Source organism: Hymenobacter daeguensis, assembly GCF_054780555.1.
In genome coordinates this window covers 156,533-177,595 of sequence record NZ_BAAGWC010000004.1, presented here as the reverse complement: position 1 = coordinate 177,595, position 21,063 = coordinate 156,533, and the positions used below count along the sequence as shown (strand labels likewise).

11 protein-coding genes are annotated in these 21,063 nt (G+C 64.8%); 7 read left to right on the top strand and 4 right to left on the bottom strand.

Annotation, left to right across the window (positions count from 1 at the left end; translation table 11 throughout):
• Positions 1–78: 78 nt before the first annotated feature.
• The 4 genes from ACYVHT_RS07900 to ACYVHT_RS07885 all read right to left on the bottom strand — a co-directional run bounded on the left by ACYVHT_RS07900 (position 79) and on the right by ACYVHT_RS07885 (position 9,174).
• The gene (locus tag ACYVHT_RS07900) at positions 79–2,877 is read right to left on the bottom strand and encodes a glycoside hydrolase family 95 protein (protein WP_460549791.1); all 2,799 of its coding nucleotides are present in this window, start codon (positions 2,875–2,877) and stop codon (positions 79–81) included.
• A gap of 212 nt (positions 2,878–3,089) precedes the next feature.
• A complete protein-coding gene (locus ACYVHT_RS07895; protein WP_460549789.1) occupies positions 3,090–4,643 on the bottom strand; it encodes a glycoside hydrolase family 28 protein in 1,554 nt (517 codons plus the stop codon).
• Between the two features lie 120 nt (positions 4,644–4,763).
• Complete coding sequence (locus ACYVHT_RS07890; protein ID WP_460549787.1) at positions 4,764–6,299, bottom strand: glucosidase family protein; 1,536 nt, start codon at positions 6,297–6,299, stop codon at positions 4,764–4,766.
• Positions 6,300–6,420: 121 nt separating this feature from the next.
• The gene (locus ACYVHT_RS07885) at positions 6,421–9,174 is read right to left on the bottom strand and encodes an alpha-d-galacturonidase (protein ID WP_460549785.1); all 2,754 of its coding nucleotides are present in this window, start codon (positions 9,172–9,174) and stop codon (positions 6,421–6,423) included.
• A 532-nt stretch (positions 9,175–9,706) separates the two neighbouring features.
• Here ACYVHT_RS07885 and ACYVHT_RS07880 point away from each other — a divergent pair.
• From ACYVHT_RS07880 to ACYVHT_RS07850, 7 genes are all read left to right on the top strand, one after another.
• Entirely contained in the window at positions 9,707–11,338 is a 1,632-nt protein-coding gene (locus ACYVHT_RS07880) for a pectate lyase family protein (RefSeq protein WP_460549783.1), read from the top strand.
• 208 nt (positions 11,339–11,546) lie between these two features.
• Positions 11,547–14,678, top strand: a complete 3,132-nt coding sequence (locus tag ACYVHT_RS07875) for a DUF6298 domain-containing protein (RefSeq protein WP_460549781.1) — start codon at positions 11,547–11,549, stop codon at positions 14,676–14,678.
• Positions 14,679–14,809: 131 nt separating this feature from the next.
• On the top strand, positions 14,810–16,261 hold the full coding sequence (locus ACYVHT_RS07870) for a sialate O-acetylesterase family protein (protein WP_460549780.1): 1,452 nt from the start codon (positions 14,810–14,812) through the stop codon (positions 16,259–16,261).
• Between the two features lie 135 nt (positions 16,262–16,396).
• Positions 16,397–17,293 carry a sugar phosphate isomerase/epimerase family protein gene (locus ACYVHT_RS07865; protein WP_460549778.1) on the top strand — a complete coding sequence of 299 codons (897 nt, stop codon included), beginning with the start codon at positions 16,397–16,399 and terminating at the stop codon, positions 17,291–17,293.
• An 80-nt stretch (positions 17,294–17,373) separates the two neighbouring features.
• Positions 17,374–18,618, top strand: coding sequence for a ribulose-bisphosphate carboxylase large subunit family protein (locus ACYVHT_RS07860; RefSeq protein WP_460549776.1), 1,245 nt, complete (start codon positions 17,374–17,376; stop codon positions 18,616–18,618).
• A gap of 191 nt (positions 18,619–18,809) precedes the next feature.
• Entirely contained in the window at positions 18,810–20,195 is a 1,386-nt protein-coding gene (locus ACYVHT_RS07855; RefSeq protein ID WP_460549774.1) for a four-carbon acid sugar kinase family protein, read from the top strand.
• 114 nt (positions 20,196–20,309) lie between these two features.
• Positions 20,310–20,972, top strand: coding sequence for an aspartate/glutamate racemase family protein (locus ACYVHT_RS07850; protein WP_460549772.1), 663 nt, complete (start codon positions 20,310–20,312; stop codon positions 20,970–20,972).
• Positions 20,973–21,063: the final 91 nt, after the last annotated feature.

Below are 21,063 nucleotides of genomic sequence, written 5' to 3'. Positions count from 1 at the left end.
CATTGCCATTACTTTTCTAGGGCTAGAAACTAGTCCCCCCTCTCCGCGGGAGAGGGGGCTAGGGGGTGAGGTGACCCGTCAGCGCAGCTCCCCCGTCAGCTTATACACCTGCCCCACCTTCGTCGGAAACCGCACTTCCTTGCCCCCATACCGCACCACGCACTCCCGGCCGGCTTCCGACTGGACCTCCAGTTCCGAGAGTTTCCCCCGCTCCCACCGCAGCGCCACCACGAAACCGCCGCGGGCGCGCAGGCCGCGCACGCTGCCGGTGGCCCAGGCGGCGGGCAGGGCGGGCAGCACATCCAGCGCGCCGGCTTGGCTTTGCAGCAGCATTTCGGCCATGCCGGCCGCGCCGCCGAAGTTGCCGTCAATCTGGAAGGGCGGGTGGGCGTCGAACATATTGTGGTAGACGCCGCCCTGCTCGGCGCCGGTGCCGTTTTCGGCGGGCGAGAGCAGCTTTTCGAGGATGCGCAGGGCGTGGTTGCCGTCTCTAAACCGGGCCCAGAGGTTGACCTTCCAGGCCAGGCTCCAGCCGGTGCCGTCGTCGCCGCGCAGCAGCAGCGACTTCCGGGCCGCCCGCGTTAGGGCCGCCGTGGTGTCGCCGCTGATATCGGTGCCGGGAAACACGCCCCAGAGGTGCGAAACGTGGCGGTGCGTGTCGGTGGGGTCGTCTTTGTCTTCGAGCCACTCCTGCAACTGGCCGTGCTTGCCGATTTGGTTCGGGGCCAGCTGGCGGGCTTTTTCGGCTAATTCCTGCTGCAAATCGGCGTCCACACCCAGGGTTTGGGCGGCGGCGCTGGTTGTCTTGAACAGCTCGCGGATAAGCTGGTGGTCCATGGTGGGGCCGGCCACCAGACCGCCGTGCTCCGGCGAGTTGGAGGGTGTGCTGATGAGCCAGCCGGTGCGCGGGTCCTTTACCAAAAAAGCGGCGTAGAACCGGGCGGCCTCCTTGAGCACCGGGTACTGCCGGCGCAGGAAATCCCGGTCCTGCGTGAACTGGTAGTGCTCCCAGATGGGCAGGCAAAGCCACGCCGCGCCCGTCACCCAGATGCCGTGGTTGGCGGCGTTGATGGGCGCGGTGCCGGCCCAGATATCGGTGTTGTGGTGCAGCACCCAGCCGGGGGCGTTGTAGTTGGTTTGGGCGGTGGTGCGGCCGGTTTGGGCCAGCTCGTCGATGAAGCTAAACAGCGGCGCGGTGCAGGCCGCCAGGTTCAGCTCCTCGGCCGGCCAGTAGTTCATTTCCAGGTTGATGTTGGTGGTGAACTTGCTGCCCCACGACGGCGTCAGCGACTCGTTCCAGAGCCCCTGCAGGTTGGCCGGCGGCCCGCCCGCCCGCGACGATGAAATCAGCAGATACCGCCCGAACTGCAGGTACAGCGCCAGCAGCGCCGGGTCGGCGGCGGGGCTGAACTGGCGAATGCGCTCGTCGGTGGGCAGCTGCTCGTTTTTGGTGTGGCCGAGGTCGATGGCGAAGGGGTCGAACAGCTTCTGGTAATCGCGAACGTGCTCGGCCCTGAGGGTGGCGTACGACTGCTTCGACACCTTATCCAGCGCCAGTTTCGCCAGTTGCTCGGGCTGCCCCGATACGTCCTGGTAGCTCTTGAAATTGGTCGCGGCCGTGAGAAACAGCGTGGCCTGCGTGGCGTTGGCCACCTGAATCTGGTCGTTTTTTACCGTCACCTGCCCGTCGGAAACGATGCGCAGGTAGCTCACGCCGCGCAGCACGCCGTCGCGCACCTGCACCGCCAGGGCCAGCGTGTGGTCGTCGACGCGGTAGGTTTTGCGCTGGTCGTGCACGCTGCCGAGGCGGGCCGTGAACCCAAGCTTGCCCTTGCCCCCCGCGCTCAACTGGCTGATAATGGCCTGCCTGGGGTTGCTGGCGAAATATTCGCGGGTGAACGACACGCCGCCGGATTTGTACGCGGTGCGCGCCACGGCCTCACCAATATCGAGGCTGCGCTGGTAGTCCGTGGCTTTGCCCGCGGCCGGCGCAAAATCCAGCCGCACATCGCCAAACGGCTGGTACGACGCCTGGTAGCTGGGGGCCAGCGGCGGGTGGGCATCCTGCACCCAGTATTGCCAGCTGGCCGCCAGCGCCACGCCGGTTTCGGGCGCGGCACCTTCGGGGTAGGCCACGAAAACGGGCTGCTTTTCCTTCACCCCAATCAGCCCGCCCTTGTCGAAGTAGTTAATTACCTGAATTATTACCTCGTTGCGGCCCGGCCGGAGCGCGGCGGCCGGCACCCGGTAGCGCCGCTTCTTGCTGATGCCCTCATCCGTCCCAATCTGCTGGCCGTTCACGTAGGTCACGTCCACGTCGCGGATGCGGCCGAGGCTCAGCGTCAGGCCTTTGCCGGCCCAGGCGGCGGGCAGGTCGAAGCTGGTTTTAAACCACACCGCACCGTCCAGTCCTTCGAGGCCGGCGGCTTCCCAGCCGTTGGGCGTGGGGATGGCCAGCGGTTTCCAGCCCGGCTGGGCCAGGGCCCGGGCCACGCTCACGGCCCGGATTTTCCGGAGCCAGGCGGCTTTTTCGGCGTCGTAGGTTTCCTCGTGGTCCTTCAGGCCCATGAAGTGCTGCTCGGCCAGCGCCTCGGCTTCGGCCTGCTTGCCCTCGGCCAGCAGCTGGCGGATTTGGGGCAGGTACTGCGCGGCGCCGGGGCGGGCGTAGGCCCGCGGGCGGCCGGTCCAGAGCGTGGCCTCGTTGAACTGAATGTGCTCCTGCCCCACCCCGCCGTACACCATGCCGCCCAGCCGCCCGTTGCCGATGGGCAGCGCATCGGTCCACTTCGCAGCCGGCTGGGCGTAGCGGAGCGTGAGCGGCGTCTGGGCGGCGGCGGAGAGGCAGGCGAGCAGGAGGAAAAAGACGAGGCGCGGCATTCGTTCGGGTGGGTCACCTCACCCCCCGGCCCCCTCTCCTTGGGGAGAGGGGGAGCCGAGGTGGCGCAGGATGTAGCGCGGACTTTTAGTCCGCGCATGAGTTAGTTCATTGGTTCATTCAAGTCGCGGACTAAAAGTCCGCGCTACAATCGTCAGCCCCCCCCCCTCTCCGCAGGAGAGGGGGCCGGCCCCCAAGGCGTCCCGTGAGGTGACTACGGCCCCACCACCCGCTCCTTCACCTCGGCATCTTGGCTCACGGGGGTTTTCACGTATTTCAGGTTGTTGTTTTGCAGGCCGATGCTGCGCGTGTTGGCCCCTTTCAGGGTCAGAAACGTTTCGGTGCCGGCGGCCGGGAAACAGTTATACACGAAGGCATCGACGGTGTTATTCAGCTCCAGCAGCGACGTGCCGGCCACCGGGCGGGCGCTGCGGATGCCGTCGAGCCAGATTTGCTGCACGTTTTCGGTGCGCACGGCCGGGCCGGTGGCCGCATTGATGAGCACGTTGTGGAAGGCAATGTCGCGGGCTTCTTTCACGGTAAAACCGAACTGCGCGTCGAAGTTGCAGTCGCTGAACGTGATGTTTTCGATGGGCATTTCCGAGAGGCCGTTCAGGAAACCGGCCTGCTTGCCCTCGGCGGTGATGTTGCTGAAATGGATGTTGCGGAAGCGCGGCGTGCGCTCCGACACCGGCTCGGGCGTCGATTTGGCGTACTGCATGTCCAGCACAATCATCTGCTCGCGGATGTTCTTCATCACGATGTTATCGACGCGAATATCCTCCACCACCGCGCCCCGGCCCCGGGCCGTTTTGATGCGGATGCCCCGGTCCGTGCCATCGAACACACAGTTCGAAATCACGATTTTCTTCACCCCGCCCGACATCTCCGAGCCAATTACCACGCCGCCGTGCCCGCTCAGCATCGTGCAGTTGGTGATGGTGTAGTTTTCGGCCGGCACGTTCATTTTGCGCCCCGCCTCGTCCTTGCCCGATTTGATGGTGATGCAGTCGTCGCCCACGCTGATGTGGCAGTTCGAAATGTGCACGTAGCGGCACGACTCGGGGTTGATGCCGTCGGTATTCGGCGACTTCGGGTTGTTGATGGTGACGCTCGTCACAGTCACGTTTTCGCAGAATTCGGGGTTCACCGTCCAGAACGGCGAGTTGCGAATGGTGATGCCTTCAATCAGCACATTCTTGCAATACATGGGCTGAATGAACGGCGGGCGCAGAAACGCGCGGTCGAGCACGCCGCCCGGCTCGTTGGGGCGGGTGATGTTGGCGTTGAGTTGCCGGAACTCCTTCTGCCACTTCGACTCGTTGGCCGTGCGCGACTTGCCCTCCGCGAAGTCCCACCACTTCTTGCCCTGCCCGTCGATGATGCCCCGGCCGCGAATGGTGATGTTTTCGGCCTTGTACGCATAGAATAGCGGCGAGAAATTGGTCACGTCCGTGCCCTCGTAGCGCGACGGCACCATGGGCAGGTAGTCGTCGAAATTGTTGCTGAAGTAGAGGATGGCGCCCGCGCTTATCTCAATGGTAATGTTACTCTTGAGGTGGATGGGGCCGGTGAGGTAGCGCCCGGCCGGGAAGTAGATGGTGCCGCCGCCCACCTTGCTGGCCGCCTCAATGGCCTTGGCAATGCCGGCGGTGGAGAGCTTCGTGCTGTCGTTTTTCGCGCCGTATTTCAGCACGTTGTAGTAGTCCTGGGCGCGGGCGGCCGACAGGGTGAGGAGCAGGAGAAATGCGGAGAGGAAGTGTTTCATATGAGTCGGTTCGAACGATGTAGAGACGCGACACTTCGCGTCTCGGCGTCTGCGCCATGTGCGTGTCATTCACGGAGGTTGTTCAACGAGGAGACGCGAAGTGTCGCGTCTCTACACCGTTCAGCCGGGCAGTTTAGCTGTCACCCGTTTCAATCCGCTGGCGTGGGCGATTTCCTTGCCATCGGCAAAAATGCGCAGGCCCTGGCCCCGGCCGTACTTCTGGCCGGTTTTGTCCCAAACCACGGACAGCATCCGGCCGTGGTAGCGCACCTGGTCGAGGGCGAAATAGTCCCACTGGCCGGCGGGCACCAGTGGGAAAACTTCCACCACGTCATCAGGCCGCGGCTTGAGGCCGACGAGGCCGGTGATGACCAAATCGGCGAAGCCGGAGTGGTTGTAGTAGCTGCTGCGCGGGTTGTCGCCTTTCAGCCACTCGCCGGTTTTTTCATCCTGGTATTCACCCAGGTAAGGCTGGCCGTTTTTCTGGTGTGAAAGGGCGTATTTGCGCAGCTCGTCGTAGTAAACCTGCGCGCTCATGCCGTCGTGGTGCTTGTAGTCGGTGAGCAGGTTGGCGAGGCCTTTCAGGGTTTGGGTGGTGGCGTAGGGCCACACCGCGCCGTCCCACTCGCAGCCGTGGCCGGAGCCGTGGGTGCGAAAACCGGGGGCCCGCCGCTCGGCCGTGGTGAGGCCCCAGGGCGCCTTGAAGCCGCCTTCGTCGGTCAGCTGTTCCCACTGCCTGGCATAGGTGGCCTTGTCGGGCGGCAGCGAGAAATACCAGGGAATGTAGCCCAGCTCCTCCCGCGCTTCGCAGAGGCCGCCCTTCTCGTACTGCACCTTGAAAAAGCTGGCTTTCGGGTCCCAGAGGGTTTTTAGCACGTCGGCGCGCAGCTGCCTGGCTTTCAGCGTGTACTTGCGTTCGAGGCTGTCGTTTTTTGTCAGCTTGGCCATGGCGGCCAGCGCTTTGGCGTTGCCGTACATGTAGCTGTTGATGGTGGGACGCACGTTCTTTTCCTTGCGCCCGCCGCTGATGGATTCCTCCATCGCATCCTTCACGTCGTACTGCCAGAACATACCGCCGGGCAGCTTCCGCTCCTTCTCCCACTGCCGGTAGTCGGCGTTGAGCAGGGGCAGCATTTCCTGCACAAAGGCCTTATCGTCATTCACTTCGTACAGGCTATACACCGCATCGGGCAGCCAGCTGCTGAAGCTGTGGAGCTTGGCGTTCACCTGCGGCTGCTTGGCCGTCAGCCAGAAGCGGGTGTACTGGTCGATGTACTGCGGGTCGTGCAGCCAGCGGCCTTCGTTGAGGTGGTGCCCCAAGGCGCTGCTGATGGTGTTGTAGGGCCCGGCGTGCTTCATCGGCGTGATAAACTCCGTGAACACGTAGCCGTCGGGCGTCTGCTTCAGGTGCTTGCGGAAGGTCCACCAGCGGTAGTAATAGGCTTCCTGAATGGCCGAATCGGGGCACTCGAACAGCGGCACCTGCTGGGCCAGCCAGTCGGCCGCCTGGGCGTTGGGCACGAGGTTGATGACGTCCTCCTTGTCCAGCTCGTTGAAGCGGGCCACGCTGGCGCGCAGGTGGGCGGGCGTGAGCACTTGGGCAGTAGCCGGGAGGGTGCTGAACAGGCCGAGGAAGAGAAGGTGGGCAGGTTTCATGAAGAGAGTTTTCACGCAGTGTCTCGGGGTGTTAAACGCAGGGTTCCGCAGTGTTTTTTCCGGGTAGCACACTGCGAGACACTGCGCTTTCACACCCCGAGACACTGCGTGAAATAAAATCTTACTCAAACAACCAATCCAGCTCGCCCACCTTGCGCACGCCCTCGCCCAGCCCCGCATCATAAACCGGCACGGGCTGGCTGGCATCCACAAACCCGAGAATCAGACAGGCGCCCCGCGCCAGGTTCAGCGTGTGCGTGCCGGCTTTGAAGGAATAGGTGTGCACGTTCACCGCCGGCATGCCGGCGATGGCCAGGGCATTGGAAATCTTGCTGTCGGCCTGGCCGTAGTCGTTGGCGCTGGCATCGACTTCGAGCGTGGGCGTTTGCAGGAAACGGGGGCTTTTCTGGTTGAAATACCCGACCAGCACCTGCACCGGCTTCTTGGTCGAAAACCGGATTTCGGTGCCCTGCGCCACCTGCTGCGCCCGGCTGAATTGCACGCCTTCCAGCCCCGCCAGCTCCGGCGCAAAGGCCGTCATGACGGCGGCCGTATCGGCGAACACCGACTGGCCCGCCGCTACCCAAAGCGGCTTCGGCTGCTTGCTCAGCACCACCACCGGCGCGTTGCGCAGCACCTCGATTTTTTGGGTGGCGACGCCGCTTTTCGCGGCTTTCAGCGAGTCGATATGATGCTGGAAATTGGTTAGCTCTTTTTGATAAACCGGCAGCATTTCCGCCCAGGTTTTGTAGGTGCCGTCCACGCCGCGCATCGGGATTTTGCGCTGCGCGGTTTGCATGCTGTTGGCGTAGAGGTAGCTGTCTTTGGTGAGGTCGACCAGCTTTTGCCAGTGGGCCACGCTGCTTTGCAGCAGTGGCACGGCGGCGGTCAGGTCCTGCACGTTGTGCGAGTACTTGTAGCGCAGCACCTGCAGGGCGGCGCGCGCCTTTTCGGCGTAGAAATTCGCCAGCTCATCCTGGCAGTACATGTCGTTTTTGATGCGGGCAAACTCGGCCTGATTCTGCCTGATGGCGGGGGCCGCCTGCTCGATGGCCGCCACGGCCTGCCGGCCGTGGGCCACCACCTCATCGGCCACCTGCGGCGGGGTTTCGCCGGTGTGCTTCTCCCCCTTCGCCTCCTTCTCGGCGTAGTCGATAATCATCTCACCCTCCGGCGATTCCGATTCATAAAGCAGCGTAAACAGGCCGTAGCGCTTGGGGTCGATGAGCTGGTTCATGAGCATGCCCAGCGTGAGCGTCTGGCGGTTGCCGTCGGTGATGCCATAGCGGCGCAGCAGCTTGGGCTCGATTTCGCCGGCCTGCTCGTAGGCCGTCAGAATCTGCTGGCCGGTCCGGGCATCGGCCCCGAATTTCCGGCCGATTTCCTGGCCCCAGTAGGCTATTTCGGCCGGGCGGGGGCGGTTGGCGTGCCAGGCGTAGCGGGCCCAGGCCTGGTACCAGAGCCAGTCGCGGTCTACTTCGAGCTGGCGGCCGGGCACGTTGTCGGCGGTGTAGGGCCAGTCCCAGTAGGAGGCCTGCGGGTAGAGGTGCAGGCCGTTGGCTCCGTAGGCGCTGTGCATGGCCAGCACGCACTTCTGGATAAAATCGGCCGAGCCGTAGCGGAACGGCTCCAGGTTCGACATCAGGTGCACGTTCTCAATCTGCACCGTTCCAATGGCGCTGAGCTTGCGGTGCAGCTCGGCCCAGGTGCCGCGCGGGGTGTAGGTGGTCAGGGCCTCGCCGTTGTACTTGGCCATCGTGTAGAGGTTCTGGTAGATGGGCAGGGCCTCCTTCATGACGCGGGGCGCGTCGGTGTCGTGGGCGCGCAGCACGATGGGCGGCTGCTCGGTCTTGCCCAGGGCTTTCAGGCCGTCCTGCACGCCGGGAATGATGGTTTTCGTGAACCAGTCCACGTCGTCCTGCCCGGCGCTTTCCATGGCCTCGCCCAGCGTGATGAGCAGGCCCACGTTGGGGTATTTCTCGACGAAGGCGGCGATGGATTTGCGCGTGTAATCCGCAATGAGCGGCACGATGGGCCGGGCGCGGTCCTGGGTTTTGATGTTGTGATGCTCGGCGAAGGGCTTGGAAACGATGATGTTGTAGAACATCTGAATCACCCAGATGCCGCGCTTGTCGGCCTCCTCGGTCAGGAAGCGGTACAGCTCCTCGTTCTTCTTGAAGGTAGCGTCGTCCACCTCCACGGCGTAGGGATAGTCCTTGAGGCGCACCAACGAGGCGAAAGGGTGGCCGTTCCAGAGGTAGAGCGAGTTGTAGCGGTTGGCCGCCATCATGTCGAGGTACTTAATCCAGAGCGCCTTATCGTAGAGCCAGGGAAAGGTTTCGGGCGTGTAGGGGTACTCGTACACCGTGCGGCCGGGCAGGTAGTAGGGCTTCTGCACGCCGATGCAGGTGCCGCGCAGCACCATTTCGGGCTGGTCGGTGAGGTGCAGGTTGTCCCCGATTTTGCCCTGCTTTCTCACCTGCTCGGCCAGCTCCAGGCAGCCGTAGAGGGCGCCCGAGTTGTCGGTGCCGCTGATGAGCACGGCGTCGTTTTGGGCGGAATTGATGGTGAAGCCTTCCTTGCCGGGTTTAGCTTCGGCGGCGGCTGGCGCGGCGGCGACGGCCTGCTGCATCAGCGCATCGGCGGCGCGGCCTACCACAATCAGCCCCTTGGTTTTGGGCAGCTTATCCACCGGCTGAACCTGCACCTGGTAGCCGGCCGTGCGCAGCGCGGCGGCCAGCTGAGCCGCGCCGTATTGCAGGCGGGCGTGGGCGTTTCTGGGAAGGACGATGGTGCGGGATTGGGCGGCGGTGCGCCGTTCCAATGGATTGGCAGCGGAGGCCGGCCGGGCCGCGCCCAGCAGCAGGCCAACCACTAATAAGGCCCGGTAAACAAGTTGATTCCAGCGGCTTTGGCGCGCTGGCAATCCATTGACAGAAGAAGCGAAATGGACGTATGGCATCAGGTCAAAATTATCGGGTGTGCGCGCTGGTTCTGTGTATCATGTTCGCCGGCTGTTATAGCATGTTGCCATCGCAAAAACGGCTTTTACACAATCGATAAATTAGCAGTACAGGCGGCCTCATCAGCCGCGTCGCTTTGGGCAAGTGAGGTGTCACAAACTACAAGGCCTGGGCCCGGCTTATTTAGCAGGCAGGCCGCCGCAATGGCCAATGGCTTCTTTATTTTCCTGTTTTGCTGAATAATCGGCGAATTGCGGCGGGTGAGCGCAGTCACAGCGCATGGCCCGAATGAAGGGCGGGTGAGCGTTTACTTAGTTAAACCGCATTGCCGGTTGCCACGGCAGGAGGGAATGATAACATCCTACACAGGGTCGAGAAAATGGTATAGGTGATGGCGGTTTTTGTCCTGTTATTTCGTTGCATCCAAACTCCCCCACCCCGCTTATGAACAAACCAGTTGCTTCCCTCTGCGCCCTCGGCCTCTTTTTTTCGACGCAGTATGCGGCCCATGCCCAGTATCCGAAGATTCCGCAGGACGTGCAGAAGGCCAGCGAGGCCATGATGAAGGACGCTTACCGGCAGTCTGAAATTGCCTGGAACAAGGCCTACCCCATCATTCAGAAGGAGCAGCGCGAGGGCAAGCCCTACATTCCGTGGGCCGCCCGGCCGATTGATTTGCCGCAGGCCAGTATCCCGGCATTTCCGGGTGCGGAGGGCGGCGGGGCCTACACGTTTGGCGGGCGCGGCGGGCGCGTGATTGTGGTGACCAGCCTGGCCGACAGCGGCCCCGGCAGCCTGCGCGAGGCCTGCGAGCAGGGCGGCGCGCGCATTATTGTATTCAACGTGGCGGGCATCATCCGCCTCAAAACGCCGCTCATGATTCGGGCGCCCTACATCACCATTGAGGGCCAGAGCGCGCCCGGCGACGGCATTTGCGTGGCCGGCGAATCGGTGTGGCTGAACACGCACGACGTACTGATTCGCTTCATGCGCTTCCGTCGGGGCGAGACGAATGTGGGCCGGCGCGACGATTCCATCGGTGGCAACCCGGTGGGCAACATTATGATTGACCACGTATCGGCCTCGTGGGGCCTGGATGAGAACATGTCGATGTACCGCCACATGTACAACGACAGCACCGGCATTCCGGAGCAGAAGCTGGGCACGGTGAACATCACTATCCAGAACTCCATCTTCTCGGAGGCGCTCGACACCTGGAACCACGCCTTCGGCAGCACGCTGGGCGGCGAGAACTGTACGTTCATGCGCAACCTGTGGGCCGACAACGCCGGCCGCAACCCGTCCATCGGCTGGAATGGGGTGTTCAACTTCGCTAACAACGTGATGTTTAACTGGGTGCACCGCTCCACCGACGGCGGCGACTACCGCGCCCTCTACAACATCATCAACAACTACTACAAGCCCGGCCCCTCCACGCCGAAGGATACCAACATCGGCCACCGCATTCTGAAGCCCGAATCGGGCCGCAGCAAGCTGAAGTACCAGGTGTACGGCCGGGCCTACGTGGCCGGCAACATCGTAGAAGGATTCCCCGACGTGACCAAGGACAACTGGAACGGCGGCGTGCAGGTGGAAGAGCAGCCCAACGCCGGCAAGTACCAGGCCGACATGAAGGTGGACAAGCCCCTGCCGATGCCGGAAATGACCATCATCCCGGCCGAAAAAGCCTACACCTACGTGCTGGAAAACGCCGGGGCCATCCTGCCCAAGCGCGACCCCGTGGATACCCGCGTGATTGAGCAGGTGCGCACCGGCAAGATTGAGTACATCAAGAACGTGAAGCTGCCCACCACGCAGTTTGAGCACCGCCGCCTGCCCATCGATTCCTACAAGCAGGGCATCATCACCGACCCCGTGCAGGTGGGCGGCTACCCCGAGTACAAGGGCAAGCCCTACGCCGACGCCGACAAGGACGGCCTGCCCGACGACTACGAAAAGAAGAACGGCCTCGACCCGAAAAACGCGGCCGATGCCGCTGCGATTGCGAAAAACGGCTATTCGAACATCGAGAACTACCTCAATGGCCTGGTGGCATTGAGCACGGTGAAGCCGTAGCCCCTCACCCCCGGTCCCTCTCCTGCGGAGAGGGGAGCCGGACGATTCCTGTAGCACATGCTTTAGCTTGTGCAGCGTTGAACAGCATTGCAAACGGGCACAAGCTAAAGCATGTGCTACATCCCGCGCCGCCGTGGCTCCCCTCTCCCGCAGGAGAGGGGCCGGGGGTGAGGCTACTCCGTTGAACAGCCGCCATATCTTTCCACCCGTGCCCCACCCGCTCCGCCCCTTCCTGTTTCTGCTGCTGCTAGGCTTTCCGGCCGCCGCGCAGAAGCAGCCCAAGCCGCTGCCGCCGCCCTCGGCCATCGAGTACAAAGATGGCAAGCTGGCTTATGCGCCGGATTCGCTGGGCAACCGGGTGCCGGACTTTTCCTACTGCGGCTACCGGGGCGGCGACGCGGCCATTCCCACGGCTGCCATTAAGGTGACGGTGCCGGTGCGGGCGGGCGACGCCACGGCGCGGATTCAGTCGGCGCTGGACTACGTGGGCGGCCTGCCGCCGGGCAAGGACGGCCTGCGCGGCGCGGTGCTGCTGGACAAGGGAACCTATGAAGTGGCGGGGCGGCTGCTTATCAGAACCTCGGGCGTGGTGCTGCGCGGCAGCGGCATGGCCGACGGCGGCACCACCGTGCTGGGCACCGGCTTCGGCCGCGAGCACCTCATTACGGTGCAGGGCCGCGCCGACCGCCAGGTGGAAGCCGCCCAGGCCATCACCGATAAATACGTGCCGGTGAATGCCCGCACGGTGCGCGTGGCCAACCCCCGCGCCTTCAAAGTGGGCGACCATGTGCTGGTGCGCCGCCCCTGCACCGCCGCCTGGATTAAGAAGCTGGAAATGGAAACGTTTGGCGGCGGCGTGTCGGCGCTGGGCTGGAAGCCGGGCCAGCGCGAAATCAGCTGGGACCGGCAGGTGGTGGCCGTGAATGCCACCGGCCTGACGCTGGACGTGCCCCTCACCACAGCCCTCGACCAGACCTACGGCGGCGGCACCGTGGCCCGCTACACCTGGTCCGGCCGCCTTAGCGAAGTGGGCATCGAAAACCTGCGCCTCGAATCAACCTTCGACGCCGCCAATGCCAAGGACGAGGCCCACCGCTGGATGGCCATCGTGCTCGATAACGTGCAGGATGCCTGGGTGCGGCAGGTCGCGTTCCGGCACTTCGCGGGCTCGGCGGTGCTGGGGCAGGCCACCGCCCGGCGCGTGACGGTGGAAGACTGCAAATCGACGGAACCCATCTCCGAAATCGGCAACGAGCGGCGCAATACCTTCTACACCCTGGGCCAGCAGATGCTGTTTCAGCGGCTGTACGCGGCAAATGGCTACCACGATTTTGCCGTGGGCTTCTGCGCGCCCGGCCCCAACGCCTTCGTGCAGTGCGAGGCCGAAAACGCGCTCAGCTTCAGCGGCGGCATCGACAGCTGGGCTTCGGGCGTGCTGTTCGACATCATCAAGGAGTACGGCCAGGCCCTGCGCTTCGGCAACCGCGAGCAGGACGGGCAGGGCGCCGGCTGGGCCGTGGCCAACAGCGTGCTCTGGCAGTGCACCGCCGCCCGCGTGGACTGCTACCGCCCGCCCACGGCCCAGAACTGGGCCTTCGGCACCTGGGCGCAGTTCGGCGGCAACGGCTTCTGGGACCAATCCAACGAAAACATCAACCCGCGCAGCCTCTACTACGCCCAGCTGCAGGAGCGGCTGGGCGAGGCGGCCAAAGCCCGCGCCATTCTGCTGCCGGTGCCCACCGAGGCATCCAGCAGCCCCAAAGTGGCCGTGGCCCAGGAGCTGACGCGCCTCTCGGTGAACCCCGCTCCTACCGTGCTGGCATTTGTGGATGCGGCGCCTGCGCGCCAACCGATTCCGACCCAGAACGCGGCCCCGGCCATCGACAAAATCGGGGTGAAAACGCCCGCCGCGCCCGCCAGCGCCCCGGCCCTGCGGCTGGCCCACGGCGTGCTGCTGCGCGGCGAGGCCCTCGTGCTGGGCCGCAGCCAGGAAGTGCCCTGGTGGAACGGCAGCGCCCGCCCCTACGGCCTGCCCCAGGCCAAGCCCCACGCCACGCGCTTCGTGCCGGGCCAGACCGGGCGCGGCCTCACCGACGACCTCGGCCAGATGACCGACTCGCTGCGGGCCGACAACATCGTGGCCCTCAGCCACAACTACGGCCTGTGGTACGAGCGCCGCCGCGACGACCACGAGCGCATCCGCCGGATGGATGGCGAGGTGTGGGCGCCGTTCTACGAACTGCCTTTTGCCCGCAGCGGGCAGGGCCAGGCCTGGGACGGCCTCAGCAAATACGACCTCACGAAGTATAACAAGTGGTACTGGAGCCGCCTGGGGCAATTTGTGGACCTGGCCGACCAGAAAAGCCTGGTGCTGCTCAACCACCATTATTTCCAGCACAACATCATCGAGGCCGGCGCGCACTACGCCGACTTCCCCTGGCGGCCGGTCAACAACATCAACAACACTGGCTTCCCGGAGCCCGCGCCCTACGCCGGCGATAAGCGCATTTTCATGGCCGAGCAGTTCTACGACGTGACCGATGCCACGCGCCGGCCGCTGCACCGCGCCTACATCCGCCAGAACCTCAACAATTTCGTGGGCAAGTCGGGCGTCATTCATTTGATTGGGGCCGAGTTTACGGGGCCGCTGGCCTTCGTGCAGTTCTGGCTCGACACCATTCAGGAGTGGGAGGCCGAAACCGGGCAGCACCCGCTCATCGCCCTCAGCACCACCAAGGACGTGCAGGACGCCATTCTGGCCGACCCCGCCCGCGCTAAAGTGGTCGATGTCATCGACATCAACTACTGGCACTACCAGTTCAACGGCAGCGCCTACGCCCCGGCCGGCGGCCAGAACCTGGCCCCGCGCCAGCACGCCCGCCTCACGCCGCCCAAGCGCAGCTCGTTCGAGCAGGTGTACCGGGCCGTGCGCGAGTACCGCCAGCAGTTCCCCGACAAAGCCGTGCTCTACTCGGCCGACGGGGCCGACGCCTTCGGCTGGGCCACGCTGCTGGCCGGCGGCTCGATGGCCAGCGTGCCCCGCGTGGCCGACGCCCGCTTCGCCGCCGCCGTGGCTGATATGTCGCCGGTAGAACTCCCCGGCAAGCCCGCCGACCAGTGGGCCATCGGCGACAACAAAACCGGCCTGCTGCTGTACCGCGACGGTTCTTCGCCGCTGAAAGTTGATTTATCGGCCCTGAAAGGCACGTTCATCGTGCGCCGCATCAACCCCAAAACGGGCGCAGTGGCAGCTTCGAAGGAAACGGTGAAAGGCGGGCAAGTGGTGACGCTGGCCAGTGCGGGCAGCGGGGCGGAGGTTATTTGGCTGGCGAAGAAATGAGGAATTATCTGCCATATGCTCCCTTACGGGTCACCTCACCCCCCGGCCCCCTCTCCTGCGGAGAGGGGGAGCCAGACGCGAGAATCGTTGAACGCTCCCCCTCTCCGCGGGAGAGGGGGCCGGGGGGTGAGGTGACCCGTAAAGGCTCGTTTGCCGCCATTTGGCTGACCATTGCATGCCTGATTTGCGCACTCAGCCCCGCCCGCGCCACCATCGTCCTGCCGCGCATCCTTGGGCACCACATGGTGCTGCAGCGCGAGAAGCCGGTGGCCATCTGGGGAATAGCGGCGCCGGGCGAGGCCGTGACCGTGCAGTTTGCCGGGCAGAGCCCGCGCGCCGTGGCTGATGCCGCCGGCCACTGGCAGGTGCTGCTGAAGCCGCTCACGGCGGCGGCCACGCCGGCGGAGCTGGTGATTTCGGGCACGAATGTTATCCGGCTGCAGGACGTGCTGGTGGGCGAAGTCTGGCTCTGCTCGGGGCAGTCGAACATGGAGTACACCATGCGCAAAAACAGCAAGGTGACGCGCCCCGACGTGCCCGGCCCCAACCCCGTGGACGAGCTGAACTACGCCCACAACCCCGCCATCCGCATTTTCCTGGTCAATCGCAAGACGCTGCCCCGGCCCGATTCGCTGCACCGCGACTGGGCCGTGGCCGAAGACTCGGCCCTGCGCTCGTTCTCGGCCGCCGCTTATTTCTTCGCCAAGGAGCTGCATAAGCGCCTCCACGTGCCAGTGGGGATGATTTCGTCGGCCGTGCCCGGCAGCCGCATCGAGCCCTGGGTTTCGGAAGCCGCGTTTGCGCAGGACCCGGCTTTTGCTGGTAAAAAAATCGATGGCGACCCCGGCAAATTCTGGGAGCCGATGATTCGGCCGCTGGTGCCGCTCACGCTGCGCGGCTTCCTGTGGTATCAGGGCGAAAGCAACTGCTTTTTGGCCGAAACGACGACTTACACCCAGAAAATGCGCACGCTCATCAGCAGCTGGCGCCGCGCCTGGGGCGACCAAAACCTGCCGTTTTACTACGTGTCGCTGGCCCCGTTCAAGTATTCGGATACCCACGACAAAGTGGTGCTGACCCGCGAAACGCTGCCCCGCATGCGCGAGGCGCAGGCGGCGGTGCTGCCGCTGGTGCCGCACACCGCCATGATTGAAACCACCGACCTGGCCAATACCGAGGGCGGCATTCACCCCGGCTTCAAGTGGGAAATCGGGCGGCGGCTGGCCCTGCTGGCCCTGGCGAATACCTACAAGGTGCCCGGCGTGGTGGCCGAAGGGCCGGTTTTCCGCAGCCTGAAAGTGAAAGGCAGCGTGGCTACGGTATCATTTGCTTCGGCTGCGCCACTCATCAGTAAAGACGGCAAAGCACTGACGGACTTCACCATTGCCGGGGCCGATGGCGTGTTTGTGCCGGCCCAGGCCCGCATCAAGGGCACGCAGGTACTGGTGTCGGCTCCCAATGTAAAAAAGCCCACCGCCGTGCGCTTCGGCTGGGATGAAGTGGCGCAACCCAACCTGTTTTCGGCGGCGGGATTACCGGCCCGACCGTTTCGGACCGACCAGACGGAAAACCTCACCCCCTGACCCCCTCTCCTGCGGAGAGGGGGCACCGGCTTTGCCCTCGCGAACTCAATCATTGACACCAAACCCGACTTCACGAACCGGTGCCCCCTCTCCGCAGGAGAGGGGGTCAGGGGGTGAGGTTTCCGCTAGAACATCATGTCGCTCAACCGCCGCGATTTCCTGAAAGCCAGCTCGCTTCTGACGGGCGGCCTGCTCCTGCCCGGCTGGGCCAGCGCCCTCGCGCCCGCCAAAAAGAAGCTGACCTACAAAATCGCCGTGGTCGATTTGATGATTCTGAAGCGGCAGAAGCTGGGCGCGCTGCAGCTCACCAAGGACATCGGGGCCGACGGCGTGGAGGTGGACATGGGCGGCCTCGGCCAGCGCGACACCTTCGACAACCAGCTCGCCAACCCCGAAATCCGTCAGCAGTTCATCGACAAGGCCCGGGAGCTGAACCTCGAAATCTGCTCGCTGGCCATGACGGGCTTCTACGCCCAGTCCTTCGCCACGCGCCCCACCTACCAGCGCATGGTGCAGGACTGCATCGACACGATGAAGGCCCTCAACGTGAAGGTGGCCTTTCTGCCCCTTGGCACGCAGGGCGACCTGCGCAAAAACCCCGCGCTGCGCCCCGCCATTGTGGAGCGCCTGAAAGTGGTGGGCGAAATGGCCCGCAAAGCCGACGTCATCATCGGCATCGAAACCGCCTTGGATGCCGCCGGCGAGGTGCAGCTGCTCCACGACATTGGCTCGAAGCACGTCCAGATTTACTTCAACTTCTCAAACCCGCTGAAAGAAGGCCGCGACCTGCACCAGGAGTTGAAGATTCTGGGCGGCAAGCGCATCTGCCAGATGCACGCCACCGACGAGGACGGCGTGTGGCTGCAGAACAACACCCGCCTCGACATGAAGAAGGTGAAGCAGACGCTGGCCGACATCAACTGGCAGGGCTGGCTGGTGATTGAACGCTCCCGCGACGCCGCCGACCCACGCAACGTGAAGAAAAATTTCGGGGCTAACGCCGCTTATCTGAAATCGATTTTTCAGGGTTGATGTAGCGCGGACTTTTAGTCCGCGAATCTGAACGTCAGCCAACTATTCCACTCGCGGACTAAAAGTCCGCGCTACACTCAATGGAACGCATTACCGCTACCTACTACATCGAAACCCCTTTTGACCCTGCCGCCGCTGCTGCCGTGCTGGCGGGCGAGCAGTCGTCGGGCACGTTCGTGGCCGTGCCGGGCGAAACGGCCGAGCTCAAGCAGCGCTTCGCCGCCCGCGTGGAGTCGGTGGAAGTGCTGGACACGGTGCGCGAGCCAGCCATTCCGGGCGCGACGAGTGCCACCGGCACCTACCAGCGGGCGCGGGTGCGGGTGTCGTGGTCGGTGGAAAACTTCGGGTACAACCTGCCGCTGCTGGTATCCACGCTGCAGGGCAACCTGTACGAAATCCGGCAGTTTACGGGGCTGAAGCTGATGGACATCGACGTGCCGGCCTCGTACGCGGCGCACTTTGCCGGGCCGGCCTTCGGCGTGGCGGGCTGCCGGGCGCTGACGGGCGTGCAGGGCCGGCCGCTCATCGGCACCATCATCAAGCCCAGCATCGGCCTCACGCCCGAGCAGACCGCCGGGCTGGTGGGCACGCTGGCCGAGGCGGGCATCGACTTCGTGAAAGACGACGAGCTGCAGATGGCCGCCGCCAACTCCCCGTTCGAGGCCCGCGTCGATGCCGTGATGGCCGTCATCAACCGCCACGCCGACCGCACCGGCAAAAAGGTGATGTACGCCTTCAACATCAGCGGGGAAATCGACGAGATGCTGCGCCGCTACGAGTACGTGGTGCGCGCCGGCGGCACCTGCGCCATGGTGAGCATCAACAGCGTGGGGCTGGCGGGCACCCGCAAAATCTGCGACCAGCGGGCGCTGGCCATCCACGGGCACCGCAACGGCTGGGGTATGCTCACGCGCTACCCGCTGCTGGGCATCGACTTCCGCGCCTACCAGAAGCTCTGGCGGCTGGCTGGGGTGGACCAGCTGCACGTCAACGGCATCCAGAACAAGTTCTGGGAATCCGACGACAGCGTGGTGGCCTCCATCGAAGCCTGCCAGACGCCGCTGCTGGGCGGCTATTCGGTGCTGCCGGTGGTGTCGTCGGGCCAATGGGGCGGGCAGGCGTTCGAAACCTACCGCCGCACCCGCACCACCGATTTGCTCTACATGGCCGGCGGCGGCATTCTGGCCCATCCCCTGGGCCCGGCGGCCGGCGTGCAGGCGCTCCACCAAGCCTGGCAGGGCGCGGTGGACGGCCGCAGCCTGGCCGAAACTGCCGCGCAGCACCCGGAATTTGCGGCGGCGGTGGAGAAGTTTGGGGAAAAGTAAAATCAACGCTTCAACGGTCGTGCTGAGCGCAGTCGAAGCAGCTCTACCGCTTCGTCCGGCTCCCCTCTCTTTTGGCTTCGCGCACTAAGCGAACCGGGGCCGGGGGTGAGGTTTCTCGTCAGGCGAAGCGGTAGAGATGCTTCGACTGCGCTCAGCATGACAACGAACTACTGCCAGCTAAACAGCTCTCAATGAACAACCTGCTCCTGGCCTACTACGGCGACGACTTCACCGGCAGCACCGACGCGCTCGAATTCCTGAGCCGGGCCGGGGCGCGCACGGCCCTGTTCATTGCGCCGCCCACGCCGGCCCAGCTCGCCGCCTACCCCGGCCTGGATGCCATTGGCGTGGCCGGCCTCACCCGCGCCATGCCGCCGGCGGCCATGCAGGCCGTTTTGGCGCCGGCCTTTGCCGCACTGCGGGCGCTGGGGCCGCGCCACGTGCATTATAAGGTGTGCTCCACGTTCGATTCCTCGCCCACCATCGGCAGCATCGGGCGGGCGCTGGAGGTGGGCCGGGCTGTGTTTCCGAATGCCTTCGTGCCGCTGCTGGTGGCCGCGCCGCAGCTGGGCCGCTACTGCGCCTTCGGCAACCTGTTTGCGCGGCTGGGCATCGGCAGCGGCGGCGGCATCTTCCGCCTCGACCGGCATCCGTCGATGCGCCAGCACCCCACCACCCCCGCCGACGAAAGCGACCTGCGCCGCCACCTCGCCCGCCAGACCAGCCTGAAAACCGGCCTGCTGGATATTCTGCAAATCACCCGCCCACTGGCCGAAATGCAGGCCGCGCTGGATGCTCAAGCAAACGCCGGCGCCGAAGTCATCCTGTTCGACGCGCTTTATGAGGAGCAGCTGCTGGGCATCGGCGCGGCCATCGACAGCTACGCCACCGCTTCCGTGCCGCTGTTTTCGGTCGGCTCATCGGGCGTGGAAATGGCGCTGGGGCAATTCTGGGCGGAAAACAACACCTTAACCCCGGTGGCCGAATGGCCCAACCCCGGCCGGGCCGCGCCGCTGCTGGTGGTGTCGGGCAGCTGCTCGCCCGTCACGGCCGGGCAAATTGCCTGGGCCCGCGCCAATGGCTTTGCGGAGGTGGTGCTCGATGCGCAACGGCTAGCCGCTGAAGAATCCGAAGCCGCTGCCGACGCAATGCTGCTTTCCTGCCAGCAGCAAGCCACGGACTTTATCCAGCAAAACCAAAGCGTCATCGTCCACACCGACGGCGGCGCGGCGGGCGGCACGCAAAGCCTCCCGGCCGAAAAGCTGGGCACGGCCCTGGGCCGCCTGGCCCGTGCGGTGGTGCGCCACACCGGCGTGCGCCGCGTGGTAGTGGCCGGCGGCGACACCTCCAGCTACGCCGCCCGCGCCATGGGCATCGAAGCCGTGACCATGCTGGCGCCCCTCTACCCCGGCGCGCCGCTGTGCCGCGCCACCGCCCCCGGCTCCCCGCTCGATGGGCTTGAAGTCAACTTCAAAGGCGGCCAGGTAGGCGCCCCGGACTATTTTGGCGCGCTGCTGGAAGGTCGCCTGCCGGGTCACCTCACCCCCGGCCCCTCTCCTGCGGAGAGGGGAGCCTGACGATTTTATAAAACGTCTTCGTCAGGTGCATAGCCGGTTCCCCCTCTCCGCAGGAGAGGGGGTCAGGGGGTGAGGTGACCCACCCGCGCATAACCACTCAAAACCCCATCCACTATGAAACCCAAAACCCTCGCCCTCATCCACACTTCCGCCACGCTGGTGCCCGTGTTCCAGCAGCTATGCGCCGAGCACCTGCCCGGCGTGCAGGTTTTCAATATCGTCGATGACAGCCTGGTGCGCACCATCACCCGCGAGGGCGCGCTGACGCCCGCCGTGGCCCGCCGCGTGGTGGGCTACGTGACCTCGGCCGAAGCCGGCGGGGCCGATTACGTGCTGGTCACCTGCTCGTCCATCGGCGCGGCGGTGGAGCAGGCGGCCGGCCTCTCGGGCGTGCCCGTGCTGCGCGTCGACCAGCCCATGGCCGACCAGGCCGTGCAAACCGGCCGGCGCATCGGCGTCATCGCCACGCTGCCCACCACCCTTGGCCCCACCGCCGACCTGGTGCAGCGCCGCGCTGCCCTGGCCGGCCGCGAAATCGAGCTGACCTCCGTGCTCTGCGAAGGCGCTTTCGAAGCCCTCATGAGTGGCGACGGCGCCAAGCACGACGCCATCGTGGCGGCGGCACTCAAGGAGCTGGTGACGCAAGTTGAGGTCATTGTGCTGGCCCAGGCCAGCATGGCGCGGGTGGTGGATGCGCTGGATGCCGCTGACCGCCGGGTGCCCATTCTGGCCAGCCCGGGCATTGCCGTCCGGCACCTGGCGGCGGAGCTGGCGTAGCTCCCGCTGGCTCCCCTTGTAGCACATGCTTCGGCTTGTGCGGCGTTGCACAAAATTTCTCACGGGCACAAGCTGAAGCATGTGCTACCTG

Bases quoted from the DNA above. Each gene is read 5' to 3' on its own strand.
- ACYVHT_RS07900 (WP_460549791.1), bottom strand. From the start codon at position 2,877: ATGCCGCGCCTCGTCTTTTTCCTCCTGCTCGCCTGCCTCTCCGCCGCC.
- ACYVHT_RS07895 (WP_460549789.1), bottom strand. From the start codon at position 4,643: ATGAAACACTTCCTCTCCGCATTTCTCCTGCTCCTCACCCTGTCGGCC.
- ACYVHT_RS07890 (WP_460549787.1), bottom strand. From the start codon at position 6,299: ATGAAACCTGCCCACCTTCTCTTCCTCGGCCTGTTCAGCACCCTCCCG.
- ACYVHT_RS07880 (WP_460549783.1), top strand. From the start codon at position 9,707: ATGAACAAACCAGTTGCTTCCCTCTGCGCCCTCGGCCTCTTTTTTTCG.
- ACYVHT_RS07865 (WP_460549778.1), top strand. From the start codon at position 16,397: ATGTCGCTCAACCGCCGCGATTTCCTGAAAGCCAGCTCGCTTCTGACG.
- ACYVHT_RS07860 (WP_460549776.1), top strand. From the start codon at position 17,374: ATGGAACGCATTACCGCTACCTACTACATCGAAACCCCTTTTGACCCT.
- ACYVHT_RS07855 (WP_460549774.1), top strand. From the start codon at position 18,810: ATGAACAACCTGCTCCTGGCCTACTACGGCGACGACTTCACCGGCAGC.
- ACYVHT_RS07850 (WP_460549772.1), top strand. From the start codon at position 20,310: ATGAAACCCAAAACCCTCGCCCTCATCCACACTTCCGCCACGCTGGTG.